The organism is Rhodococcus sp. IEGM 1351 (assembly GCF_030056875.1).
In the GTDB taxonomy this organism is placed as follows: Bacteria; Actinomycetota; Actinomycetes; order Mycobacteriales; family Mycobacteriaceae; genus Rhodococcus_F; species Rhodococcus_F opacus.
In genome coordinates this window covers 1-23,309 of sequence record NZ_JASHKU010000024.1, presented here as the reverse complement: position 1 = coordinate 23,309, position 23,309 = coordinate 1, and the positions used below count along the sequence as shown (strand labels likewise).

23 protein-coding genes and 3 pseudogenes are annotated in these 23,309 nt (G+C 66.3%); 9 read left to right on the top strand and 17 right to left on the bottom strand.

Annotated elements, in window-relative coordinates; genetic code table 11:
* Nucleotides 1-299: 299 nt before the first annotated feature.
* Together QM806_RS31975 and QM806_RS31970 are read left to right on the top strand one after the other, a co-directional pair.
* A pseudogene (locus QM806_RS31975) lies at nucleotides 300-665 on the top strand (DsrE family protein).
* 94 nt (nucleotides 666-759) lie between these two features.
* Entirely contained in the window at nucleotides 760-1,731 is a 972-nt protein-coding gene (locus QM806_RS31970) for a nucleoside hydrolase (RefSeq protein ID WP_169694071.1), read from the top strand.
* Nucleotides 1,732-2,038: 307 nt separating this feature from the next.
* On the opposite strand, the gene QM806_RS31965 is transcribed toward QM806_RS31970, so the two are convergent.
* The 4 genes from QM806_RS31965 to QM806_RS31950 form a co-directional block, all read right to left on the bottom strand.
* Nucleotides 2,039-2,761 (bottom strand): thioredoxin-like domain-containing protein, encoded by a 723-nt coding sequence (locus QM806_RS31965; RefSeq protein ID WP_005253186.1) that lies wholly within the window; start codon nucleotides 2,759-2,761, stop codon nucleotides 2,039-2,041.
* A 547-nt stretch (nucleotides 2,762-3,308) separates the two neighbouring features.
* Entirely contained in the window at nucleotides 3,309-3,560 is a 252-nt protein-coding gene (locus QM806_RS31960) for a hypothetical protein (protein ID WP_005574284.1), read from the bottom strand.
* Nucleotides 3,561-3,565: 5 nt separating this feature from the next.
* The gene (locus QM806_RS31955) at nucleotides 3,566-3,760 is read right to left on the bottom strand and encodes a hypothetical protein (protein ID WP_005253188.1); all 195 of its coding nucleotides are present in this window, start codon (nucleotides 3,758-3,760) and stop codon (nucleotides 3,566-3,568) included.
* 97 nt (nucleotides 3,761-3,857) lie between these two features.
* A complete protein-coding gene (locus QM806_RS31950; protein WP_037202762.1) occupies nucleotides 3,858-4,184 on the bottom strand; it encodes a hypothetical protein in 327 nt (108 codons plus the stop codon).
* A 215-nt stretch (nucleotides 4,185-4,399) separates the two neighbouring features.
* Here QM806_RS31950 and QM806_RS31945 point away from each other — a divergent pair, with 215 nt between their 5' ends.
* Entirely contained in the window at nucleotides 4,400-5,110 is a 711-nt protein-coding gene (locus QM806_RS31945; protein WP_120661113.1) for a tyrosine-protein phosphatase, read from the top strand.
* Nucleotides 5,111-5,150: 40 nt separating this feature from the next.
* Here the strand turns inward: QM806_RS31945 and QM806_RS31940 are convergent, their stop codons facing one another.
* Nucleotides 5,151-5,633: a DUF1707 SHOCT-like domain-containing protein gene (locus QM806_RS31940; RefSeq protein WP_005253191.1), complete on the bottom strand. Its 483-nt coding sequence runs from the start codon at nucleotides 5,631-5,633 to the stop codon at nucleotides 5,151-5,153.
* A gap of 103 nt (nucleotides 5,634-5,736) precedes the next feature.
* Between QM806_RS31940 and QM806_RS31935 the strand changes: the two genes are divergently transcribed.
* A complete protein-coding gene (locus QM806_RS31935) occupies nucleotides 5,737-6,264 on the top strand; it encodes a PadR family transcriptional regulator (protein WP_005253192.1) in 528 nt (175 codons plus the stop codon).
* A 36-nt stretch (nucleotides 6,265-6,300) separates the two neighbouring features.
* Here the strand turns inward: QM806_RS31935 and QM806_RS31930 are convergent, their stop codons facing one another.
* From QM806_RS31930 to QM806_RS31920, 3 genes are all read right to left on the bottom strand, one after another.
* Nucleotides 6,301-6,831, bottom strand: coding sequence for a hypothetical protein (locus QM806_RS31930; RefSeq protein WP_005253193.1), 531 nt, complete (start codon nucleotides 6,829-6,831; stop codon nucleotides 6,301-6,303).
* A 78-nt stretch (nucleotides 6,832-6,909) separates the two neighbouring features.
* Nucleotides 6,910-8,010, bottom strand: a complete 1,101-nt coding sequence (locus QM806_RS31925; RefSeq protein ID WP_054245818.1) for a calcium:cation antiporter — start codon at nucleotides 8,008-8,010, stop codon at nucleotides 6,910-6,912.
* Nucleotides 8,011-8,066: 56 nt separating this feature from the next.
* A complete protein-coding gene (locus QM806_RS31920; protein ID WP_005253195.1) occupies nucleotides 8,067-8,705 on the bottom strand; it encodes a TetR/AcrR family transcriptional regulator in 639 nt (212 codons plus the stop codon).
* 214 nt (nucleotides 8,706-8,919) lie between these two features.
* Between QM806_RS31920 and QM806_RS31915 the strand changes: the two genes are divergently transcribed.
* A complete protein-coding gene (locus QM806_RS31915; protein WP_054245817.1) occupies nucleotides 8,920-9,225 on the top strand; it encodes a putative antibiotic biosynthesis monooxygenase in 306 nt (101 codons plus the stop codon).
* A 521-nt stretch (nucleotides 9,226-9,746) separates the two neighbouring features.
* Nucleotides 9,747-9,950 (top strand): hypothetical protein, encoded by a 204-nt coding sequence (locus QM806_RS31910; protein ID WP_242322981.1) that lies wholly within the window; start codon nucleotides 9,747-9,749, stop codon nucleotides 9,948-9,950.
* A 233-nt stretch (nucleotides 9,951-10,183) separates the two neighbouring features.
* Here QM806_RS31910 and QM806_RS31905 read toward each other — a convergent pair whose 3' ends face one another.
* Nucleotides 10,184-11,569: a DUF2252 domain-containing protein gene (locus QM806_RS31905; protein ID WP_005253197.1), complete on the bottom strand. Its 1,386-nt coding sequence runs from the start codon at nucleotides 11,567-11,569 to the stop codon at nucleotides 10,184-10,186.
* Nucleotides 11,570-11,925: 356 nt separating this feature from the next.
* Here QM806_RS31905 and QM806_RS31900 point away from each other — a divergent pair, with 356 nt between their 5' ends.
* From QM806_RS31900 to upp, 3 genes are read left to right on the top strand one after another with little or no spacing between them, the layout of a single operon-like run.
* On the top strand, nucleotides 11,926-13,197 hold the full coding sequence (locus QM806_RS31900) for a GTP cyclohydrolase II (protein WP_005253198.1): 1,272 nt from the start codon (nucleotides 11,926-11,928) through the stop codon (nucleotides 13,195-13,197).
* On the top strand, nucleotides 13,194-14,459 hold the full coding sequence (locus QM806_RS31895) for a URC4/urg3 family protein (protein ID WP_133983914.1): 1,266 nt from the start codon (nucleotides 13,194-13,196) through the stop codon (nucleotides 14,457-14,459). The genes QM806_RS31900 and QM806_RS31895 overlap by 4 nt, the downstream gene beginning before the upstream one ends.
* A gap of 20 nt (nucleotides 14,460-14,479) precedes the next feature.
* Nucleotides 14,480-15,109, top strand: coding sequence for a uracil phosphoribosyltransferase (gene upp / locus QM806_RS31890; RefSeq protein WP_005253200.1), 630 nt, complete (start codon nucleotides 14,480-14,482; stop codon nucleotides 15,107-15,109).
* A 28-nt stretch (nucleotides 15,110-15,137) separates the two neighbouring features.
* Here upp and QM806_RS31885 read toward each other — a convergent pair whose 3' ends face one another.
* The 8 genes and pseudogenes from QM806_RS31885 to QM806_RS31850 form a co-directional block, all read right to left on the bottom strand.
* Nucleotides 15,138-15,479 (bottom strand): HNH endonuclease, encoded by a 342-nt coding sequence (locus QM806_RS31885; protein WP_005575223.1) that lies wholly within the window; start codon nucleotides 15,477-15,479, stop codon nucleotides 15,138-15,140.
* 13 nt (nucleotides 15,480-15,492) lie between these two features.
* The gene (locus tag QM806_RS31880) at nucleotides 15,493-16,932 is read right to left on the bottom strand and encodes an FAD-binding oxidoreductase (protein ID WP_231137598.1); all 1,440 of its coding nucleotides are present in this window, start codon (nucleotides 16,930-16,932) and stop codon (nucleotides 15,493-15,495) included.
* Nucleotides 16,916-18,385 carry an APC family permease gene (locus QM806_RS31875; RefSeq protein ID WP_043794289.1) on the bottom strand — a complete coding sequence of 490 codons (1,470 nt, stop codon included), beginning with the start codon at nucleotides 18,383-18,385 and terminating at the stop codon, nucleotides 16,916-16,918. The genes QM806_RS31880 and QM806_RS31875 overlap by 17 nt, the downstream gene beginning before the upstream one ends.
* 271 nt (nucleotides 18,386-18,656) lie before the next feature.
* Nucleotides 18,657-19,079 carry a hypothetical protein gene (locus tag QM806_RS31870; RefSeq protein WP_043794287.1) on the bottom strand — a complete coding sequence of 141 codons (423 nt, stop codon included), beginning with the start codon at nucleotides 19,077-19,079 and terminating at the stop codon, nucleotides 18,657-18,659.
* Nucleotides 19,080-19,266: 187 nt separating this feature from the next.
* Complete coding sequence (locus QM806_RS31865) at nucleotides 19,267-19,749, bottom strand: DUF1931 family protein (protein WP_005575215.1); 483 nt, start codon at nucleotides 19,747-19,749, stop codon at nucleotides 19,267-19,269.
* 447 nt (nucleotides 19,750-20,196) lie between these two features.
* Nucleotides 20,197-21,289 (bottom strand): annotated as a pseudogene (alr, locus tag QM806_RS31860) (alanine racemase).
* A 53-nt stretch (nucleotides 21,290-21,342) separates the two neighbouring features.
* A complete protein-coding gene (locus tag QM806_RS31855; protein WP_054245814.1) occupies nucleotides 21,343-22,818 on the bottom strand; it encodes an amino acid permease in 1,476 nt (491 codons plus the stop codon).
* A 178-nt stretch (nucleotides 22,819-22,996) separates the two neighbouring features.
* Nucleotides 22,997-23,309 (bottom strand): annotated as a pseudogene (locus QM806_RS31850) (alanine dehydrogenase); the annotation flags it as partial.

Genomic DNA, 23,309 nt, shown 5'->3' with positions numbered 1-23,309 from the left:
TCCCCTATGGTTCACACGAGCTTGCTGACGCGGCTGGGCTCCGATCCCGGTCAGCATCCGCGGGTGAATCCCGATACGTTCGTCGGCGGATGCGCTGGTAGAGCCATCGTGACGGACTGCGAGGCGTAACGTCATCGAAACCTGCTGAAACGGACGCTGTTCGAACACGTTCTCAGGTTAGGCGAGAATCAGTTGCGGGTGCGGTCGAAACAGGCAACCGCCACCGATCTCGACGTGCGAGTCCTGTGACTCGATGAGCCCCCTTGTCGGCAGTCCTCGCGCGGCGAAGACTCGAATCCATGGGTAATAAGGCAGTGGTCAGTCTCACCACCGGTCTCGAGGACGCCGAGAAGGTGACGGTTGCGTTTCTGGTCGCGGTCGGTGCGGCAGAACAATAGCGCGAGACACCGATGTTTCTCACGAAGGAAGCGGTACGGCTCGCGCTCGACGGCACGATTCAGGGCGTGGCCTGCGAAGGTTGTCCGCCGCTTCCCGATCTGGCGGCACGATTCGAGACCGCGGGCGGCATCTACATGGTGTGTCCGATCTGCTTCGAGGCCAAGCACCTCGACAAGGACGCACTGGTATCCAATGCCGAACTCGCCGGGACGGTGCCGATGTGGAAGTGGATCGGCGACGAAGGGGTGGTCACCTTCAGCTACTGACCGGCGGAACGAGCCGGGGGCCGGGGTCCGGTTACACTGCGCGCGAATGTAATCGAGTCGATCCGATCATGGATCACGGAACACAGGACCGGGAGTGACCGACCGCTACGTACTCGTCGACACCGACACCGGCGTCGACGATGCCCTCGCCATGCTCACCATCGCGCAGCACTCCGGAACCGAGATCATCGGTGTGGGAACAGTGTTCGGGAACTGCACCGAACAGCAGGCCGCGCGGAACGCCCTCACCGTTCTGTCCGTCGCCGGCCTACGCGATGTTCCGGTGTGCATCGGACAACCACGTCCCGGGCCACCACCTGCCACCAGTTCCCCACACGGACTCGACGGACTCGGTGACCGCGGATACCGGCCACGACCCGGCGTGGGCCCGGCGCCCGAGTCCGCCGTCGATCAACTGCTGCGCGTCGCCGCGGACCGGCCCGGTGCGGTGGACCTGCTGTGCCTGGGTCCGCTGGCCAACATCGCCGCCGCCGTCACGCGCGAGCCACGTGTCCTGACCCGCTACCGTTCGGTGACCATCATGGGCGGGATGGGACCCGCCTCTCGTAGAGACGTCGAGGCCGCAGTACAACCACAGTTTCTCGAGAAAGGTGACACCAACACCAATCATGATCCAGTCGCGGCGACGGTGGTTTCTCCAGCGCCTGGAAAGATTACGTGGGTGGGAATGAATGTCACCGGCCGACTTCGATTGGCCTGGGCCGATCTCGTTGCTCGTTCGGAGGTGGGAAAGACGGCGACCTTCGTCCGTGACATCACCGAGGACTATCACCGCTACTGCACCAGCACATATCGTGCCGAGGATCCGATCTACACCGCACACGATTCCGTCGCAGCCGCTGTGATGCTCGACCCCCCGGTCGTGCTGTCCGCCACCGACGCCCGACCCCGGGTGATCCACGAGGACGGCCGCGCCGCCGTGTGGGGCGTCACTCCAGTACGGGGGCCGGCACACCGATTCGTGACCGACCTCGATTACCGTTCGATCAGGACGCGGATCGCCGCCACGCTCGAAGCTGATATCCCCCGACCGGGCACCGTCTAGCAGTGCCCGCTCGTCACCGGTCGGTATTCGACACGGCGTCGACGCCCCTCATGCGGAGGCGCCGAGCAGATGCAGTTCCTCCGCCACGATCAGATCGACCTCTTCACTGGTCAGGCCGGACAACAAATGTGCCGCCAACATCGCTCTCACCTCCTCATGTGCTCCTACTGATACGTCGAATCCTGATACGTCGAATCGGCGATCGCGATATCGACACACGGAGCACATTTTCGGGTAGGTAATTTTCGGCTTCGACCGCAGGATCCCAGTCGCGTGCGAAGTGGTGTGGAAACGTTCGCTGAAGCGACTATTTACCGTCGACCGGAAATGCATCCGCACCCGGTGCGGACGGATCGAACGGTGGCGGGTCGGCCGGATCGAATCCACCCCGCACCGTCGAGCAAGTTGCCCCCGGTTCCGGGTAGGTGTTCGGGTTCTGTCGCAAGGCCGTGAGGAAGTCGGAGATGCGGCGATCGTGGACGTCGTCGAGTTTCAGTTGGTGACCCCACGACTGCAGGGACACCGTCGAATCGAGACCGGGGTACGGCGACATCAGGGTGTACGGTGCGCCGTCGACGTTCTCTGCCAGCGCCGCGATGTCGTCGTCGTCCAGCCGGTCCGGGTCGTAGGTGACCCACACGGCGCCGTGTTCGAGGGAGTGGACGGCGTTCTCGCTGCGGATGGCTTCGGGATAGACAATGCCGGTGCACGTTGCCCAGTACTGGTCGTGGGCGCCGCCGAACGGTGGACTCTGGTCGTAGGCCACTCGTTGCGGTGCCTGCACATGGGCGGCGGGCGGATAGTCGACGGTGACGATCCCTTCGATTCCCAGTGACGGGTCAGGATTGTCCGCGTTCGGCGAGAACCCGTGGGCTTCGCGGCCCTCGTCGGCTCCGGAGGTCAACGCGTAGGCGACGACAGCGACCGCTCCCACGACGACCACCACGGCGGCGAGCAGCAGCCAGGGCAGGCGCCGCCGCAGTCCTGGGGACAGTCGAGATTTCGGGTCCACGCTGCGGTCGTTCGTCATTGCCGATCCTTCGTCTCACCGGGCGCCCTGACCGCGCATCCCCATCTGTGAAGCATGGTAGTAGAAGGTGAGGTAACGCCCGGTTCCTCGACGGTTCTGCGTCGCCGCTCTGCACGGCGGTCAGGATCTCGGTGCTCCGTTTCGATCTGCTGCAGATTGGAGGAAGCCTGTGCTTCCTCTGGTGAGCCGCGCTGCGAAGCGTGCTGTGCCATTCGTTGTGTAGCGCCAGGCTTACCGACGGATCGGCGTCGAAGGCCATGACCAGCAGAGAAGGGCTACGGCGGTCGTGTCGAAGGGTGGATTCATCGGCACTGCAACCGAAGTCGCCGACGGACTGCGGGAATCGTTCGGGCAGCGTCCTGCGACGGACTCATGGTGCGCTCCCGCTCCGACTTCACCGAAGTGCGCATCGAGATTCACGGGGTGACCAGCCGACGGCCGACTCACTGGCCGCGAAGTTCGCGACGTCCTGCCCGATCTACGACACCATCAGGCGGGGAGTGGAATCGAGTTGACCGTCACTGCCCACTCTCGTGGCATAGGAGATTCAGAGTGACGGGCGTGGGCGGGAGATCGCGGTGTCGATCACTGCGAAGATGTCGTGCTGTGGAACCGTGTCGCCCCAGGCGGCCGTCTGGGCTGCCTCGATCAGATCATCGGTGAGACTGTCCAACAGCAGTGCCGTGTGGGGGTCGGTTCGGTGGCCGGGACTGTCGAAGGCGCGAAGCGCATCGACCGCGTCTCGGTACCGGCCGAGCCCCTCGGGTGCCGCGCTCACCTGCATCGCTTGCACGTTCATCGTGCTCAGCTCCGAACCATGCTGTTGGACAGACGGGCTTCGTTCAATGCTCGACTGGCGGGATCGCAGCGGTACTGGCCGGTAGTGGTGTGCCGGTAGCCTGGGCCGTCCTTCGCGACGGCGTGCCCGCAGTAGCGGCATTCGTGACCGGACTGCCCGATGCGGATGGTTTCGATGGTGGGATACGTGTTGGTGCTCATTGTTCTCGTTCGTCGGTGTGGTCGGTGGTGTCTGTGAAAGTGGGGGGTGAAAACGGCTGCGGTGGACTTCGCGGCGCCACGGCCGCCGGCGGCCGCGTCATGCGTATTCGGAGAGGCGCTCGGCCGAACCGACGTGGGCGTGTTCCAGTGCCTCCCAGACGAGGTCGTAGCGCTTGAGGGTCATCTCGTCCGCGTTCGCGAGCAGGGCGTCGAGGAGGGAGTGTGGATCGTCCTGCCAGGAGTGCAGCGCGGCCGCGACGGTTCGGTTGGTGAACAGACCCGATTGAGCAAGGGCGTGACTCCACTCGTCGAACAGACCGCTGTGGATGCGTTCGACAGCGTCGTGGTCGAATCCCTCGGCGACGAAATCACGCGCAAAGGTCGCCGTGACGTAGTCACCGCAGGTAATCGGTTCTGCATTCATCGGTGCGAGCACCCTCCGTCAGTGGCGGCGTCGGACCAACGGGCGACCCCGGTTCGTGGGTATGAGACAGGTCACATCGTCGCCCACTGCGGGGACATGGCGCATCGGCCGAATCACCGGGGGGTATACCTATCTTCTGGTCCTCGCAGCCCGCGTCCGGCGGGGACACGGACCGTTTGGCCTGGTCACGGCCTCTCGCCTTGGAAGGAAGCTCCATGACCGTCACGGACCTCGATGTCCTCCCCAACCTGCGCGACCTCGGCGGCCTTCCGCTCGCCGAGGGGCGCCGGACCCGGTCCGGGGTGCTCTACCGCAGCGCTCTGCCGGCACCGGGCGACGCCCGCCCGACTGCGGTCGACGAATGGCCGGCCCGCACCGTCGTCGACCTGCGCAGTCCCCGGGAATACGCGACACGGGGGCATCCGCTGCGGTCGCAGAAAACTGTCGTGCACCAGATCTCGCTGCTGTCCGATGCCGAGGTCGCAGCGCCGAACCAGGGTGCCCGGCTCGCCGACATCTACCTCGGGATTCTGACCAACCCGGGGGAGCGACTCGTGGACGTCCTGCAGGTGGCAGCCACCGCCCCGGGCCCGGTGCTGCTGCACTGCGCCGCAGGCAAGGACCGCACCGGCGTCGCGGTGGCCTTGCTGTTGCGTACGGCCGGAGTCGAACCCGACGACATCGTCGCCGACAACGAAGCGACCAATGAGCACATGGGCGCCGTCCTGACCCGAATCACCCGTTTCGCTCCCGAGCTGGGTCAGGCGCATCCCAACGACCGTGATCTCCGAGGTGTCGTCCCCGAGGCCATCGAGGGTGTCCTGGCCAGTTGGGACGCCCGCCCGGGTGGTGTGCGCGCGTGGCTACGGGCGCACGGTGCCACCAACGAGACGATCCGACTCTGGATCGCGCGCTTCGCCGGGTGACCGACGGACCGGGGCCCAACGCCCTTCGTTCCGCGTGCGTTCAGCGACCCACCACGACTCTGATCCGCTCGTCGTGCAGAGCATCGGTGATCTTGCTGCACCCGCCCTCGCGGCCGAGCAGTGTCCTGCCCAGCAGCACCAGCCCCCACGGGCCAATCACCCAGATCGGCCAGGGGTAGATCATGACGCCGGTTGCGAGCGAGACGATGCCCCAGATCGCGATGTTGATCCCACCGGCGGCGAGCCAGGCGAGCCACTCGATCCGCTGGTGACCCGGGATGCGGCGACGCGAGGGGCGGGTCGTCGGTGCCCCGGGCCGGGCGGTGGCAACTGCCTGGGGTGCCGGCGGAAGATCACGCAACACCTGATGCGCCTGCTGCTGGGTGGTCGATCGATATACCTGTGCCACCCGCTGGTCGAACTCGCCGATGGTCAGTCGCCCGGCGGTGAGGTGCCGCCCGAGGTCACCGACGACCTGCTCGCGTTCGGAATCGGATATCCGGATGTTGTCCGCGTTCTGCATCGGACCCTCCTCAGCGATGACATTCCACTGTGGAATGTCGCTACTACCATGATCGATATGCCACAGTGGAATGTCAACCCCCGACTATGCGAAGGACCGTGCCATGGCCGAACGCCCCCTCAACGCCACTGCGGCATCGCTCCTCGGATTTCTGCACGAGGGATCCAAGACCGGATGGGACCTGGTGGTGACCGCACAGGAACGCATCGGCAAGTTCTGGTCGATCACGACCAGCCAGGTGTACCGGGAGCTGGCCGCGATGGAGCGTGCCGGGTTGATCGAGGCGGGGGAGCGAGGCGCCCGCGAGCGCAAGCCGTACACCCTCACCGAGGACGGTCGCCGGGCGTTCGCGGAGTGGATCGAGCGCGACCCCGGCCCGGAGAACATCCGTTATCCGATGCTGCTCACCGTCGCGTTCGGCGCGCACCTTCCGCCCGAGAGGTTGGCCGCGATGCTGCACTCGCACCGTGCAGCGCACGAGAGTCAGCTCGCCGAATACGAGCGTGACGCCGCGGTGCACGGATCCAACCGATTTGCGCTGGCCACACTGGACTTCGGGATCGTGTACGAACGTGCGGTACTCGAGTGGTTCGATCGCGTCGGGAACCGTCTGGGACAGGGAAGTCGCTGACGGCCCCGCTGTTCGCCGGGTGCGGGTTTCGGAGAGTCAGCCGATCACGCCGTCTTCGGCAACGACAGCGGTCGGCAGGTCCACCCGTCGTGGAGGGCCGGCTTCGTCGCAGATCACGGTGACGAAGGCCGGAAAGACTATTCGCCACGAGCCGCCCACGGGAGACAGCGCGCTCGCGGCGAAGTCGGCCCCTTCCTTCGGCAGCAACGTCACGGGTTCTTCCTGCAGCCATTGCGGCGTGGGAATCCGGCGGTTCTGCTCCTCGGCGGGATCGACGATGAACCGCACGTCGGTGGCGGTGCCGGTTCCGACGTTGCGGAGCCGGAACCGGTCGACGGGTCCACGGATCCGCTGGACTTCGAACTGGACGTCCTGCGGCTGTGGGAATGCTCGCTGCGCGGCTTCGGCGATCCGGGTCAACACGGTGACCTGCTCGAGCGCCGCGTCCAGCGCAGCCTCGGCCTCGCGCCTGGCCTGATCGGCGAGGGTTGCCTTCCGCCACGCTGCGGCAGTGGTGGCACCGAACAGCACCGCAGCCGCCGCGCTGACCCACGATGCGGTTCTCATGCGCGGAAACTTACCCGACCGCATATCGGGAAGGCTCGCTGGTGATGACTCCGCGAGCGGTGACGCGCCGGACGATGGTCAAGGGTTGACGGAAAGGAACACGTAGGCAGCCAGCAGCACCAGGTGGACGCCACCTTGGAGTCGGGTGGCACGGCCGGGGACCACCGTCAGCATGCCCACCACCACGGTGATGGCGAGCAACACGACCTGGGTGGGACCGAGACCGAGCAGGAGTGGGCCGTCCAGCCAGATCGAGGCGACGGCAATGGCGGGGATGGTCAACCCGATGCTGGCCATCGCCGATCCCAAGGCGAGATTCAAGCTGATCTGGATCCGGTTTCTCTGCGCCGCCCGCACCGCGGCGAGGGTTTCCGGCAGGAGTACGAGCAGTGCGATGACGACGCCGACGATGGATTGCGGCAATCCGGCATCTGCGACCGCGTCCTCGATCGCTGGGGACTCGACCTTCGCCAATCCCACGACTGCGCACAGAGCCAGCACCAGCAGGGCGAGGCTCATGCCCGCCATCCTGCCCGTCGGGGGTGCGGCGTTCCGGTCGTCGACGCTCACAGGTTCGTCGGCGATGACGGGCAGGAAGAAGTGCCGATGCGGTCCGGTCTGGGTGATGACGAACATCCCGTACAGAACCAGCGACGCCACTGCCGCGAATATCAATTGAGCCGAGGAGAATTCGGGGCCCGGCCGGCTCGTCGTGAAGGTCGGCAGCACCAGGCTCAAGGTAGCCAGTGACGCCACGGTCGCCAGTGCCGCGCCGGTACCTTCCGCATTGAACAGCGCGACCCCATACCTTCGTGAGCCGACGAACAGCGACAACCCCATGATGCCGTTGACGGTGAGCATCACCGCAGCAAATACCGTGTCGCGGGCAAGCGAGGCCGTCGCCGGGCCACCCGAGATCATCAACGTCACGATCAATCCGACCTCGATGACGGTGACCGCGACAGCGAGGATCAGCGATCCGAACGGCTCGCCGACTCTGTGCGCAACCACCTCGGCGTGATGAACGGCAGCCAGCACCGCACCGACCAGCACCACCGCCACGACGAGCACCAGAACGGTGCCGATGTCTCGGCCCCACGTCAGTCCCAGTACCGCGACGGAGACCGGTGGTATCACCAGCGGCCACTCCGCAGTGACCGACCGCCACCCGAACGCCATGATTAGACCTTGCCAGCTCCATCCGCTCGGGTGGACCGCAATGCGGAACCCGCGCATCACCCATCCGCGGCGAGCCGGCGGCGAGTTGGGTCCGGGCCGACGGGGGTTCGGGTGAGTGCGGCCCGCGTGGCGGCCTCAACCGTCATCACGATGAAATCGCGTCGGCGCGCGTCCCGGTCGCGACCACGCGGAAGAGGTGTCGAAAACAGCCGGTCTGCGGTCTGGAGAGCTACCCAGCCGTCGACGAGCGTGATCACGGTGATGAGCAGTTCCTGGGCGTCGCTCTCGGAAAGTTCGGGGACAGCTTCCCGTGCGCTGGCGACGATCGCCTGAGCGTGCTTCTGTCGCGATGCTTCCGCGACGGGTGCCTCGAGTTCGAGTCCCTCCCAGAACAGCAGACGGGTGAAGGTGGGGTGCTCGCGTTGGTAGTCGAATCGGCGACCGGCGTAGTCGGCGATGGCGGCGACCCCGTGACCGGACAGTTCGACAGCGGCCAGCGTGGTTGCGAGTTCATGTTCGAGGACCGCGCTGAAGAACGCTTCCTTCTTGCCGAAGTACTGGTAGATGCGCTCTTTATTCACGCCTGCTTTCTCGGCGATCCGATCGACACGAGCACCGGCCAGACCGAACGAACTGAATTCTGCAACTCCGGCCTCGATGAGAAGTCGCTTGGTTCGTTCGGTATCCCACGCCACGGCTGCATCCTACGACAACTCCAACTGTCTGGTTGCAATCCGCATGTCCAGCCCCTACGGTCGAACGGCAACTGAATAGTTGGAGTTACGAGAAGGGCTACTCAGGATGGAATCTCTTGCTCTCGCATCGACAGTGGTCGAATATCTCGCTCCGACGACCACGAAGCGCCGGCCTCCACGAACGGAACGGGCCGACGGGCGCCCTCGGGATCTCATGCCGGTGGGGGCCCCGTCCGTCCACTTGCGGGTGGTCGTCACCTGGGTGTCGATCTTCCCGCTCGTCACGGTGGGCATGACCGTCATGACCTTGTCGGGTCCGATCACGGCCACCTGGCCGACCTGGTTGCGGGCTTTGTCGCTCACCGGTGTCGTCGTTCCCACGGCGGTGTATTTCGTCGTGCCGCGTGTGCTTGCCCTGTCCGTCCGGTGGACGATCTGGCGGCGACGGCGCTCTGCCGCCGCAGAGTCCTGTGAGAGCCTGCAGGCGGCACGTGCGAAGGGCTCGCACTCGCATCAGTAGTGAGCCGACCAGGTGGAGATTATGCGGTGCACTTCCTGGGTCGAATATCTGGGGCGATCGAGCGTGCGTCGCAAGGCCGCCGCCCTGAACGCAGTGCCGATTGCGGTCCGGTTCCACTGCAATCAGTGGGGCGTGGCACGTCCCGGCGCATCTGCGCGAGCAGGTACGCGGCAGTCTCAACCCAGGCGCGTCGGACCAACGCGTTTGCCGGTATTTCCGCGTGCTGACCAGGAACGATCGCTACGATGAGGCAAGTACTTGCGTCGGAGAGGATGCCGAGTTGTAGTTTCACGGACGAGAGGCTCGTGTGAATGAACCGTCGCCGATGGTCTCTGCGTAGGGCCGTTCTCGCTGTGGGTCTCGCCGCAACTCCACTGGTCTGGTGTCCTGGTGCGGCCACAGCGGCGCCGGTGTCGACGCCGTTTCAGATACCCCGCGTGTGGGCTTCAGGGACTTTCGGCTATTGCTTCCCCGCCTGTATCGACGTCCCGTTTGCGGTTACGGCTGATGCGCCGGGGGTCGTGACGTTTCACGACCCAGCACTCATGGAATCCGTCGTGCTGTGGGTTGCCTGGACCAACCTGTCCAACGGAACATCGGGTGTTGCTTCCGTGACCAAGGACAAGCCTGGGTTTGCCCACACCGGTACCGGGGTTGTTACCGCCTCCGCCATGGGGAACCTGGTCGAGTACGTGGGAGCAAGAGGCATCTTCAACGTGCCGTAGGGGAGTTGACCAACTGCTTGTCCCTCCTTTCTCGCCGCGGCCGGCCACCATTGGAATTCATGTCAGAGGTGCGAGGTACGTTCTCGTTGCGACGAAAGAGGTCGCCACTCACACTCACGAATCCGAGGCGTTTCGGCTCGGGTGGATACGAGGTGCACCTGCGCCTCGTATCTTGGGGAGTGGCGGCCTCTCTCGGTTTCGCCACCAGCTGCTCGTGGTGCTTGCGTGCCGAATCAGGCCGGCTCGGCAGCGATTCGCCCCGATTTCACCGCGGCGACCAGTGTTGCGTGGTCGGCTTCGGTCTGATCGGCGTAGCTGACGGCATATCGCCCGATCACCTCGTCCAGTTCCGTGTCGCTGGCGAAGTAACCGGCGAGCACCCGCGGATCGAGCGAGCGGGTGTGTGCACGCGCGAGCAGGGCGCCGGCGAGCCGGCCGTAGTCGTCGAGATGGTCTTGCTCGAGACCGGTGGGATCGATGTCCCCTTTGAGATTTCGGAACTGCCGCACGATGTAGGGGAGGCCGTCGATCGTCGTCCAGCCCAGCAGGATGTCCGATTCCGCTTGCACCAGCCGGGCGCCGTGCACTATCCGCTTGCCCTCGTGTTTCGGCTCGTCGACCGGTAGGAACGCCGACAGTGCGGACGGCCGGGCCTGTTTCAGTTGAAGTACGAGCACCTCGTCCCGATTACCGTGCAGCAGGGCGATATAGCTGCGCAGACCGACGCTGCCGGTTCCGACGATCCGGAACGCGACGTCGGACACGGCGAATCGGGCGATCAGGTTCCTGCGGGACTCGCGCAGTGACTCGACATAGAGTTCCAGACCATCGGTCACGGCATCGGCGGTTGCGCGGTCGACGTGGGTGAGGACCGGCGGGTCGTCGATGAACCGTCGCCGGCGGATCCCGGTCTCGTGATCTTCGAGGTGGGCGGTCCACTTCGCCGCCACCTTCTCGCTGGTATTGCGTCGCGCTTTCTGCGCGGCCTTGTCGAAGTCGTCGAGCAGGGCGTCGGCCTTGGCCCGCTCGAGCACCGACTTGTCCGGCAGCGCATTCCAGGACTGAAGGAATGGCAGTTCGGCGAGATCGCGGATGGTGCGCCGATACGATTTGACGGCATCTTCGGCGGCCTCGATGCAACCGTTCTCGGACACACCGCCTTCACGTCCGGCGAGGACCAGACTCGCGGCGAGGCGTTTGAGATCCCACTCCCACGGGCCGGGGAGGGTCTCGTCGAAATCGTTGATGTCCATAACGATCTGACCGTCCGGTGTCCCGTACAGGCCGAAGTTGGCCGCATGGGCGTCACCGCACAACTGCGCTGTCAATCCGGTGACCGGAGAGGTGGCGAGGTCGGCCGCCATCAGGCCGGCTGCGCCGCGGAAGAACGCGAACGGGGAGGCGATCATTCGACCGATTCGCAGCGGAATCAGATTCGCCAGCCTCCCCTGGTTACTGGCCTCGACGAAATCGAGCACATCCGGCCGTCCAGCGCCGACCGCGGCGCTCCCGTGCGCACTCGACGGCACGGTGGCCTGCAACGCGTCGCCACGCGCGAAGACGTCGTCCGCCTCGATCTGGGTTCGCAGGTCGACGGTTCGCGCTCGATTCTTCGTCACCTCGGCGACACTATCCCAGGTCCTCGAGGCTTTCCGCTCGTCGGCGCCATCCCATCGCGCGCGCGATGGGATCGGCTAGCTGGTGGTACTGGGCGACGACGGCGGGCCGGTCCGCCTGAGGTCGGGCCCTGGCAGTTCAGAACGCGCGAATGACGCCGGTGACCTGCGAAGGATGGGCCTCGCGATTCGGTTCGCTCATGCTGCCGTATCGCCTGGACAGGTCCCCGTCTTCACCACACGACATTGTGGCGACAGAGTGGTTATGCTTCGGTTTCCGGTGGTCGGCAGCATCCGGCGCCGGAGACACGTTCCGGCGGCATGCCGTGCCGCCGGGCCTTCCTTAACGGAGGAACGCCATGTCCGCTGAATCCGTCGCCGCCACGCCCGACTCTGCCGGCGGCCACATCCGATTGACCTCACACAGCGGCGGTGTCGGGGCCCTGCCGATCCACTGGGGAGCACCCACGGCGTCCGAGCGCGGACCGGTGGTCGGCACCACCACCAACCGCGCCCACCGCAACGTGATCGGAACGCACAGCGGCTCGTACAGCATCTACCGGGCACTGGCGGTGGCGTCGGGCGCGCTGTCGCGCCATCACAAGGCCGACCTCACCAACACCGCGCCCACGAACATCATCGGCCCGTACCCGCAGTGGAGCGAGCCCGGCAAGATCGTGAGCCTGGACCCGTGGGGTGCCACGGTGGCCGAGGTCTTCGCCGCCGAGTTGGCGGCCGGTCACGACATCCGCCCCAGCATCGCAGTCACCAAGGCGCACGTGATCCTGCCGGAGGTCATGGAGGCCATCCAGAAGGGTCGCCTGCACCCGGACGGCCGCTTCCTGCTGCCCAGCGGTGCTGCGCTGGTCACCAAGGCGGCCATCGAGCCCGTCTGGCACCTGCCGGGTGTGGCGGAGCGCTTTCACTGCAGCGAGACGGATCTGCGCCGCGTGCTGTTCGAGGAGACCGGCGGCATGTATCCCGAACTCGTGACGCGCTCGGACCTCGAGGTGTTCCTGCCCCCGATCGGGGGTCAGACCGTGTACATCTTCGGCGACGCTCGTGATCTTGCCGATCCTGGCGTGGAACTCACCGCACGCGTACACGACGAGTGCAACGGCTCGGACGTCTTCGGCTCCGACATCTGTACCTGCCGCCCGTACCTCACGCACGCGATCGAGGAGTGCATCCAGGGTGCGCAGCGCGGTGGCGTGGGCCTGGTGGCGTACTCCCGCAAGGAGGGCCGTGCGCTTGGCGAGGTGACAAAGTTCCTGGTTTACAACGCGCGCAAGCGCCAAGTGGGCGGCGACACGGCCGATCAGTACTTCGCCCGCACCGAATGCGTGGCCGGCGTGCAGGACATGCGCTTCCAGGAAATGATGCCCGATGTGCTGCACTGGCTGGGCGTCAGAAAGATCCACCGCCTGGTGTCGATGAGCAACATGAAGTACGACGCCATCACCGGCTCGGGTATCGAGGTCGTGGAGCGGGTGGACCTCCCCGCGGGTCTGATCCCGGCCGACGCGCGAGTGGAGATCGACGCCAAGATGGCCGCCGGTTACTTCACCCCGGGCGCGGTGCCGGACGCTGACGAATTGGCGAAGGTCAAGGGCCGGGAGCTGGACGGATGAGCGTGATCGGCGTCGGTCCTGCCCTGGACACCGGGCGGGCCGAGGGCGCGGTCGCGGCTCTGCGTACCACGTCGGCCGTGCGGGAGCGCGCGCGACAGCTGCTGTCCCGTGCCCGCGAGGGCGATTCACTCTGGTTCGACGTCGACGACTACGCGTTGCAGACGGCCGCTGCCGAGGTCGCCGACGTCACGCGTGCCCGCTATCCAGACCTGAAGATCCCGTACCACAGCCGCTGGCGCCATTTCGAAGCCGGCGGCGTCGACCGTAAAGCCGAGCTGGATGCACGGCTGACCGCGCTGGATGCACCGGGCCGCGCCCGCGCCATGATCGACCTGGCCGTGGTCAGCGTGCTGCTCGATGCAGGAGCCGGACCCGACTGGCACTACCACGAGGTTGCCGGCGGGCAGCGCTTCGCCCGTTCCGAGGGGCTGGGCGTCGCGAGCTGGCACGCGTTCCTGGGCGGCCTGTTCTCGAGCGACGCGGCGCACCCGCTGCAGGTCGATGCGGCAGGACTGCGTGGTCTGGACACGGACCGGTTGGCCGAGGTGTTCCAGGCCGGCCCGTCCAATCCGCTGGTAGGCCTCGACGGTCGCGTGCTGCTGCTGCGACGGCTGGGCGAGGCGCTCTCCGCACAGCCCGAGGTGTTCGGTCCGCAGGGTCGGCCGGGTGGCCTCTTCGACCTTCTGGTCGCCCAGCAGGGTGCGGCCCCGGCGACGGTCGCCGCCCACGACATCCTGTCGCAGCTCCTGACGTCGCTGTCGGGCATCTGGCCGGCGGGCAACGCCATCGGCGCGGAGCCGTTGGGCGACTGCTGGCGCCACGCCGCGGTGGCCGGTCCGGGCCTGACCCAGGGCTGGATGCCGTTTCACAAACTGTCGCAGTGGCTGAGCTATTCGTTGCTCGAGCCCTTCCAGTGGGCCGGTGTCGAGGTGGTCGGGTTGGACGAGCTGACCGGCCTGCCCGAGTACCGCAACGGCGGTCTGCTTCTCGACACCGGCGTGCTCCGCCTGCACGATCCGGCGTGGGCTGCGCAAAGTTGGACGGCGGGAGACGAATTGGTGGTCGAGTGGCGCGCGTTGACGGTAGCGCTCCTGGACGAGCTGGCCCCGCTGGTGCGCGCACGTCTGGGCGTGGATTCCCGAGCGATGCCGTTGGCCTGCGTCCTGGAGGGCGGCACCTGGGCGGCGGGCCGTGCGCTGGCACAGCGCTCGCGTGGTGGGCTGCCGCCGCTGAACGTCGTGAGCGACGGCACGGTCTTCTAGAACGAAACGAGGACGAATACATGGGCACGGTACACGTGATCGACCACCCGCTGGTGCAGCACAAGCTCACGATGATGCGCCGTAAGGATGCTTCCACCAACAGCTTTCGACGATTGGCAAACGAGATCTCCGCGTTGATGACGTACGAGGTCCTCCGCGACATCCCGATGCAGGAGATTGACGTCGAGACACCGCTGGAATTCACGACAGGCAAGGTCATCGACGGCAAGAAACTGGTCTTCGTCTCCATCCTGCGCGCGGGTACCGGCATCCTCGACGGCATGCTGACAATTGTGCCGGGTGCGCGCGTCGGCCATATCGGTCTCTACCGCGATCCCAAAACCCTCGGAGCCGTGGAGTACTACTTCAAGATGCCCGGCGATCTGCTGGAGCGCGACGTGGTGGTGATCGACCCGATGCTGGCCACCGGCAACTCCGCCGTCGCGGCGGTGGAGCGGCTGAAGGAATGCGGTCCCAAATCCATCAAGTTCGTCTGCCTGCTGACCTGCCCCGAAGGCGTTGCCGCCCTGCACAAGGCGCACCCCGACGTCCCGATCTACACCGCCGCCGTCGACCGCCAACTCGACGAGCACGGGTACATTCTGCCCGGCATCGGGGACGCCGGCGACCGACTCTTCGGCACCAAGTAGTAGACGCGGTCGTCACACGGGTCTGCGATTACGGGCCGGTGATTTCCGGCGCCTCGAGTTCGGTGCCCGGTTGCGTGGGGAACCGCAGCGCGAGTGCTGTCTTGATTTCGATGTGACGCAACAGGAAGGCGCGCTCGTCAAGCCGCTTGCGCCGCAGCCAGCCGGTGACTTCGTCGTTGCATTTACTGGCGTTGCACGAGCCGCAGGCCGGGGCGATGTTGTCGAGGGTGTAACGCCCGCCGCGGGACAGTGCCTGCACGCAGTCGCGTTGCAGCGGCTTGTCGGTCGCGCCGCAGTACGCGCAGCCGCCCCACGCCTCGGTGAGTGCACTCCACTGCTCGGCGGTGAGATCGTGCTCGACACTCTCCATCCGACGCTTGCGTTTACGGGCGCCCCTGGCCCTGCGACTCCGGTTGACCGCCATCGCCCCAGCGTAGGACGCGGGACGGGTCAGCCGGTGACAGGGGCACGCTCTGCTCGAAGTTGAACACGTTCTCCGGGTCGTAGGTGGCCTTCACCTCGCGCAGCCGCTCGCGGTGGGAGCCGTAGTACTCACGTTCCCAGTCCGCCGCGGCGGCGTTGGGCACGTTGACGTAGGCGCCGTCACCGTAGGGGCGCAACGCGCGCCAGAAGTCGGCCGCCCAGCCCAGTGCCGTCGAGTTCAGGGCGGGGTCGTTCCAGGCGGCACCCGGCTCGCAGTAGAACAGTGCGTCGCGGTGAGGGAACGCGGTTCCGCCGGGCGGCGCATGCCGGACGGCCCCGCCGAAGCTCGTGCAGAAGAAATTGCTCGGCGGGCTGGGCGTGTTGCCCATGTAGTGGACGATCAGATCGATCGCCTCGTCGGGGAACGGCTGGGTGACGAACTGCGAGTAGAACTTCCAGAGGGCGACGTCATCCGGGCCCCTGTCGACGTCGCCGTACACGGTCGGCCAGGCGTCCTCCGTCACAGTCACGTCGGGGTCGCCGATCGTCAGCAGCGGGCGCAGTTGGTCCTCGAGTTCTCGCCATGAACCGCCGTACAGCAGCGCAGACAGCTCGACCGCGGTCGAATCCACCTCGAGCGCGCTGGTCAGCCGCTCGTCGGCGACCGGCGCGTCGCGCTGCCACGCGCGAAGTAGGGCGCCCAGCTCGCCGTGACCGGTCCACCTCGCGACCAGGAATGTGACGTTCGAGAGCTCGTGCAGCCTCAACGTGTAGGACGTCGCAATCCCGAAGTTGCCGCCGCCTCCACCACGGCACGCCCACAGCAGGTCGGAGTTACTGTGCTCGGTCGCCTCCACGACCTTCGCCGAGCGTGAGCCGTCGGCTACCACGACCTCCGCTGCGAGTAGGTTGTCGCAGGCCAAACCCATGCTTCGGGTCAGTAGCCCGAAGCCACCCCCGAGAATCACCCCACCGAGACCGACGCCGCCCTCCGAGCCGGTCGGAACGACGAAGCCGCGTTGCCCGAGCGCCGCGACCGTCTCCTTCTGCGTCAGCCCCGTCCCGACCGTCGCCGTGCGCGCCGTTTCGTCGATCACGATGCTCTTCATCCGACTGACGTCCACGACCAGCCCGCCGTCGATCGACGACCAGCCCTCGAGGCTGTGGCGACCGCTGCGGGCACGCAGGGCGATGCCCTCCGTGCGTGCCCAGCGGACCGCGTGGACCACGTCCTGTGTGTCGCAGCAGAACACGATGGCTTCGGGGTAGCGGGAATACAGGCGGTTCCAGCCGACCCGCGCCGCCTCGTAACCGGAGTCGCCCGCACGCACCACGTCACCGGTGAGCATGGTGGTCGCGGCAGTCAGGGGCTTGACCTCTCGGTCAGTGTGAGAAGACATCGGCGTCTCCTGGCTCGGTGTCCAGTACCTCGCGTTTGAATATCAACAGGTAGCCGAAGTACAACCCGCCTGCGACGAGCAAGCCGACCGCAATGAGGATCGAGGTCAAAGCAGTCGAGGGCGAGACGATCACGAACAACACGACAGCCGACCACACCAGCGCGCTGATCGCGACCGGCAACTCGAAGCGCCCGAGATCGAACGCACCCGCCTTCCGATCCAGTCGTCTCCGCACCGCCAGATAGAGGACGATTATCGCGCCGTAGAGAACTGCCGAGATGACCGTCCCTACCGTGAGCAACTCCAGCAGGGCGCCACCCGGCAGCACGGCCATGAGGACGACCCCCACGACGACGATCAGGATGGTCGCCGGAATGGGTGTCTGCGTGCGCGGATTGACTCGGCGCATCAGCCGGTGAGCAGGGAAACGTGCGTCGCGCGACATCGCGAACACCATCCGCGAGCAGGTGGCCAGGGTCACCATCCCGGCGCCGAAGAATGCGAACGCGATCGCGACCAGCAGCGACCTCTCCATCACCGGACCCAGCTGATCGCGCAGGATCGCCGCCACCGGCGTGTCGCTGTCGCTCACCCGGGGGATATCTTTGATCGCGATCGTGAGCGCGATCAGGAACACCAGTCCCAGCACCGCCGCCGCCACGACCGATCCCACGATCGCGCGCGGGACGCTGCGAAACGGATCCTTGGCCTCCTCAGCCATATTCGCCGCGGAGTCGAAGCCGACGAGTGTGGCGAGCCCCATGATCATCGCAGCCATCAACCCGCCGCCGACAGCGAAATAGTTGGGGGCGCCCTCGGTGATACCGCGCGAGGTGAGGTTGCCGACCGAGCCCTCGCCCGAGATTGCGACAGCGACGAAGAGCCCGATCGCCAGCACCACCACGATCACCAGTTCGAGCCCCACCGCGCCCGACGTGATCAAGCCGACGAGGCGCGTGGAGAACACGACGAGCACCGCCTGAACAAGGACCACGACGAGCGTGATCATGCGCGCCGTGCCCTCGTCGGGCTGCATGCCGAACAGTGGCATGAGGGCGCTGCTTGCCATCGCATTGTCGACCGTCACCACGCCGAGCGCCAGGTAACAGAAGGTCAGCCAACCGAACAACCAGCCGACTTTCGGGTTGGCCAGCCGTGAGGCCCATTGGTAGGAGGAGCCGCTGAGTGGGATTCGGGCAGCGAACTGGGCGATCACCAGCGCAACGAGGGTCTGCCCCAACGCCACGATGACCCAGAGCCAGATCCCCACCGGCCCCGCGTCTCGAAGCACGTCGTCGTAGGTGCCGAAGATCCCGACCGCCACCGAGATGAACGCGAACGAGACAGCGAACACCTGAAAGGAGCCCAGAGTTCGCTTCAGTTCCGGTTTGTAGCCGCAGTCTTCACATTCTTGATCGGCGCTCTGTGCGCCCATCACGTTTTCTGCCGTCATCTCGGCCGCCTCACGTTCACTCGGGAACTGCGGAGAAGTCGATTCGCTTGAAACGACCCGTCACAACGAGACCCGTTCCACGATCAGAGCGAGACCGGTCTGTTTCATCCTCCACCTCATGGATTCGGATGTCATCGATGGTTCGTCTCTCTAAATACTCCGAGATGCGGAAGGCACACGTCATCGCACACGTCTCGGCCGCCGGGGCCAATGGCACCGGCGGCCGTGAGACTCTGCTGGAGATCCTGAGTGAATCAGCCACGAACGTATGTCACATCCAGGGCATGTCCGGATCGAGCGAGTGGGAGATCACTCCGTCGTCGGGCTCGAGAGGGTAGTTGACCTGGTGGATGGTGGCGGCCTGCTGGGAGTTCACGGAAGCGGCGGCGGGTCCGTAGAGGGATGTGCCGCCGGGCTCGACCAGGGTGGTGCCGGGTTCGACGAGGGTCACCTGCGGGGGCACGTCCTCGTCGGGGGCGTCGCAGGCGACCATGGGCCATGCGTTCGCGCAGCCGATACGGTCCCTGACGTCGACCTTGTAGGGAGAGAGTCCGGACTCGGGGGAGACGACTTGCGGGAACGTCGACTGCGCGGGTGCGGCGACGGCAGTCGCGCTCTGGGCCATGAACATTCCCAGTCCGAGGGCGGCGCCCGTTGCGGCTACTGCGGCGATGCGTGTCTTCGTCGAGTTCATTGCGTTGCTCCTGAGTGTGGTGTGTGAATTTCCGCGTCCCTTGTGGGCGAACACCAGTCTTCGCCGGAACTGGGGGCCGGCAACGCCCCCTGAAGGGGTGGGCGGCCATCCCTCCAGGGGTGGATTTCTGCACCCCGGGGTGTGTTCCGAATGCATGAAGAGACAGTGGCCTGCCGTGGTTGGGAGGTCAGAGATAGAGGTCGACGAGGGTACTGATCACCGACCAGTGCGTGGTTCGCGCCCGCACGGTTCTCAACTCGGGGTAGACGGTGCGGAAGGTGCGCGCGAGGGCGACGCTGAGTCCGCCGGTGATGTCGGGGAGCCCCGATCGAGTTTCGGTTGCGAGGATGCCGTCGAGGGGCGGGTAGTCGGACAGTCGCTTGACGATCGGGTCTACCCGGAGGCCGGGGCCGAGCTCGCGGAACAATCCGATGTTCTCCTGTAACCCTCGGGTGATCGGCAGGTCGGTGGGTTCGACGACGTGCCGGTGCTGGGCTGCCGCGCTCTCCTGTGCGACGAGGATCAGGTCGTAGAGTTTCGCGGTGACGACGTCGTCGAACCGGTGAAAATCGTCTCTGACGACACCGAGGCTGGCGACGTCCCGGAAGATATCCGCGAACTGGTCGAACGTCATCAGCGTCCCGTGGCTTCCGGCCTCCGCACGTTCCATGAGGTGATCATCCCCCGGGATGCGGTCACAATTCCGACGAACCGCGCGCACAGGGCGCTCGGTCGGAAACGACGGGCGGGACGGAGGATCTCCAGGCGGCCTTGGGGCCGCGGAGAATACTTGAATCTCATTGTCCGGCATGACGTCCTGCGTCCCCTCCGACCACGCCAAGCCACCCGGAAAGGCAACCTGTGAACACCACCATCGGCACCGGATCCGACCACGTCCGCCCCTACCTGCACTTTCTCGTCGCCGTCGAGGAACCCAGGAACTTCGGCATCCGGTGGTCCTGCCCGAGCTGACCGTCATCGAACGCGTCCGCGCCAGCACGGAAGCCAGGCTCACCGATCGGCGCCCTCACCCCCGAGGCCTTCCGAGAGGTAGTCCAGCGCCCTCGTGAACCTGGACGCCTGATCACACTGCCGAACCAGCAACTGGTGGCCGGCCTCAGCCACCGCCGATGTATCGCTTCATGATCCGCCCTCGCAGTCCGGTGACCACCTCGTAGTGAATGGTGCCGAGTGGGTCGGCCCAGTCCTGTGCGACGGGTTCGCCGCGTCGGCCGTTGCCGAAGAACACGGCGTGGTCGCCTTCCCGGACGCCGCCGCCGTCCGGGCCGAGGTCCACGACCACCTGGTCCATGCACACCCGGCCGATTCCCGGCCGTCGGACGCCACCGAGCAGCACGTCGAACTTCCCGCCGAGAGCGCGCGGGATTCCGTCGGCGTAGCCGGCGGGCAGCAGGGCAACGACGGTGTCGCGCGGGGCGATCCAGCCGTGCCCGTAGGACACTCCCTCGCCGGCCGCGACCTCCTTGACCAACGCGACCCGCGTCCGGACCGTCATCGCCGGGATCAGCCCGAAGGTCCCCAGTTCGGGGATCGGTGTCAGCCCGTAGACGGCGATTCCCGGTCGGACCAGATCGAAATGCAGGTCTGGTCGGGTGAGGGTGGCCGCCGAGTTCGCCAGGTGCACGACTTCCGGTTCGAGTCCGCGCGCCTGCGCCGTCGCAATCGCGTCGAGGAATCGCTGGCGTTGGCTGTCGAGGACCGGGTTGCCCGGCTCATCGGCGTGGGCGAGATGGGAGAAGATCGTGTGCAGCCGGACCGTGCCCTCGCGGGTGAGCCGGATGAGTTCGTCGAGCAGCAAGGGGTATTCCTCGGGTGAGGCGCCGTTGCGGTTGAGTCCGGTGTCTACCTTGATCGCGATCGTCGCGGGTTTCCCTATCGCGGAGGCGGCCGCGGCGATGGCGAGCAGATGCGTGGTGGAGGGGACCCCGATCTCGATGTTCGCCTCGGTAGTCGACCTCGGGGGTGTTCAGCCAGCACAGGATTGGCGCCGCAATGCCGGCCCGGCGCAGCTGCAGCGCCTCCGCAATGGTGGTGACACCGATCTCGCGGGCTCCGGCGGCCAGCGCTGCCGCGGCGACGGCTGCGCCGCCGTGGTTGTATCCGTCGGCCTTGACGACGGCCATCAGACCGGCGTTACCGGCGTGTTCGCGCAGGATCCGGATGTTGTGGGCGATCGCGTCGAGGTCGATGACGGCTTCCGACTACGGGGCGGGCACGCCGGATACCGCCTGCCGGGCCGGGATCATTGCGTGCCCCCGGATCGGGTGCCCTGTTCGGCGGCATGCTGGCTGCTGGAGCCGCCGCGTCCTGCTGGTGCCAGTCGAGTCAGGGCGGCGTAGCCGACGCAGACCAACCCCACCCAGACGGCGCCGACCGCCAGCGCGGTGCGTCCGCTGTCGGTGAAGAACAGCAGGACCACGACCAGGCCGAGGAACCCGAGGGCGAGGGGGGTGGTGACCGGTGCGCCGGGTAGGCGGTAGTCGCTGGCCGGCAGGGTGCCGTCGGTGACGCGGGACCGGTAGATCATGTGGCAGACCAGGATGACGGCCCAGACGAAGATGATGCCGACGGTGGACACCGAGGTGATGTAGGTGAAGGCCTTGTCGGGGGAGACGGCGTTGACGACGACGCCGAGGACCATGACACCCGCGGAGAGGCTGATTCCGGTGAACGGCACCGCGCGGGAGCTGAGGGTGCCGACCCTGGCGGGTGCCTCCCCGCGCAGCGACAGGCTGCGCAGCATCCGGCCGGTGGAGTAGATCCCCGAGTTGCACGAGGACAGTGCGGCGGTGAGCAGCACGAAATTGATGATGCCCGCCGCTGCCGGGATTCCGATCTGCTCGAAGACTTCGACGAACGGGCTCTTCCCTGACTGGAAGTTGCGCCAACTGGCGACGGACATGATCACCAGCAGCGCACCGATGTAGAACAGGCCGATGCGGACCGGAAGGGTGTTGATTGCCTTGCGCAGCGTCTTCTTGGGGTCACGCGCCTCCCCGGCGGTCACCCCGACGAGTTCGACGCCGACGTAGGCGAACAGCACGATCTGCAGGGTCATCAGGGACTGGCCGAAACCGTGCGGGAAGACCCCGCCGTCGGCCCACAGGTTGGTCACGGACGGGTGGGCGGCGTGACCGAATCCGATGGTCAGCACCCCGATCCCGATCAGGATCATGCCGACGATCGCGGTGATCTTGATTGCGGAGAACCAGAACTCGGCCTCCCCGAACAGCCGCACCGAGATCAAGTTCGCACCGAACAGCACGGTCAGCACGACCAGGGCGGTGATCCACGGCTGGATGTCGAACCAGTACTCGATGTACTTGCCGGCGACGGTGATCTCGGCCATGCAGGTGCTCACCCACACCGCCCAATAGGTCCAGCCGGTGGCGAACCCGGCGAACCGGCCGAGGAACTCGTGGGCGTACTCGGCGAAACTGCCGGAGACCGGTCGGTAGGTCAGCAACTCGCCCAGTGCCCGCATGACCACGAAAATCGCCAGGCCCGCGGCGAGGTAGGACAGGATCAACGCGGGACCCGCCTGTGCGATCGCGCCGCCCGATCCGTAGAACAGGCCGGTGCCGATCGCCCCGCCGATCGCGATCATTTGAATCGTCCGCGAACTCAACCCTCGGGCGTAGCCCTCCGGCTCGGGAGTCGCGAGTTGACTCGGGTGCGTACTCGTGTTCGTCAGGTGCTGGTGGTCGGGAATTGTCATGTGCACTCCTTCGGTGATCGCGGCCGCGACCGGACCCCGGCATCGACGTCGACATCGAGGGGGCGGCCCGAGGCGGCGCGGGTCATCGCCCAGATCGATTCCGGTGGTGTCGTCGCGAGCGGCCGATGATGTTGTGGCCGTACAGGGGTGCGGTGCGTCCGCACACCCCGGCGGAGGGCTAGGCGGCCGGCGTGTGAGCGGTGTAGCCGTGGGCGGCGGCCACCTCTTCGGAGAGCAGTTGTCCGTCGTGGGTGGACAGTCCTGCGGCGAGTCCGGGGTCGGTCGCGGTGGCCTCTTTCCAGCCCTTGTCGGCGAGGGCGGCGACGTAGGGGAGGGTGGCGTTGGTGAGGGCGTAGGTGGAGGTGCGGGGGACGGCGCCGGGCATGTTGGCGACGCAGTAGAAGACGGAGTCGTGGACCTGGTAGGTGGGTTCGGAGTGGGTGGTGGGACGTGAGTCCTCGAAGCAGCCGCCCTGGTCGATGGCGATGTCG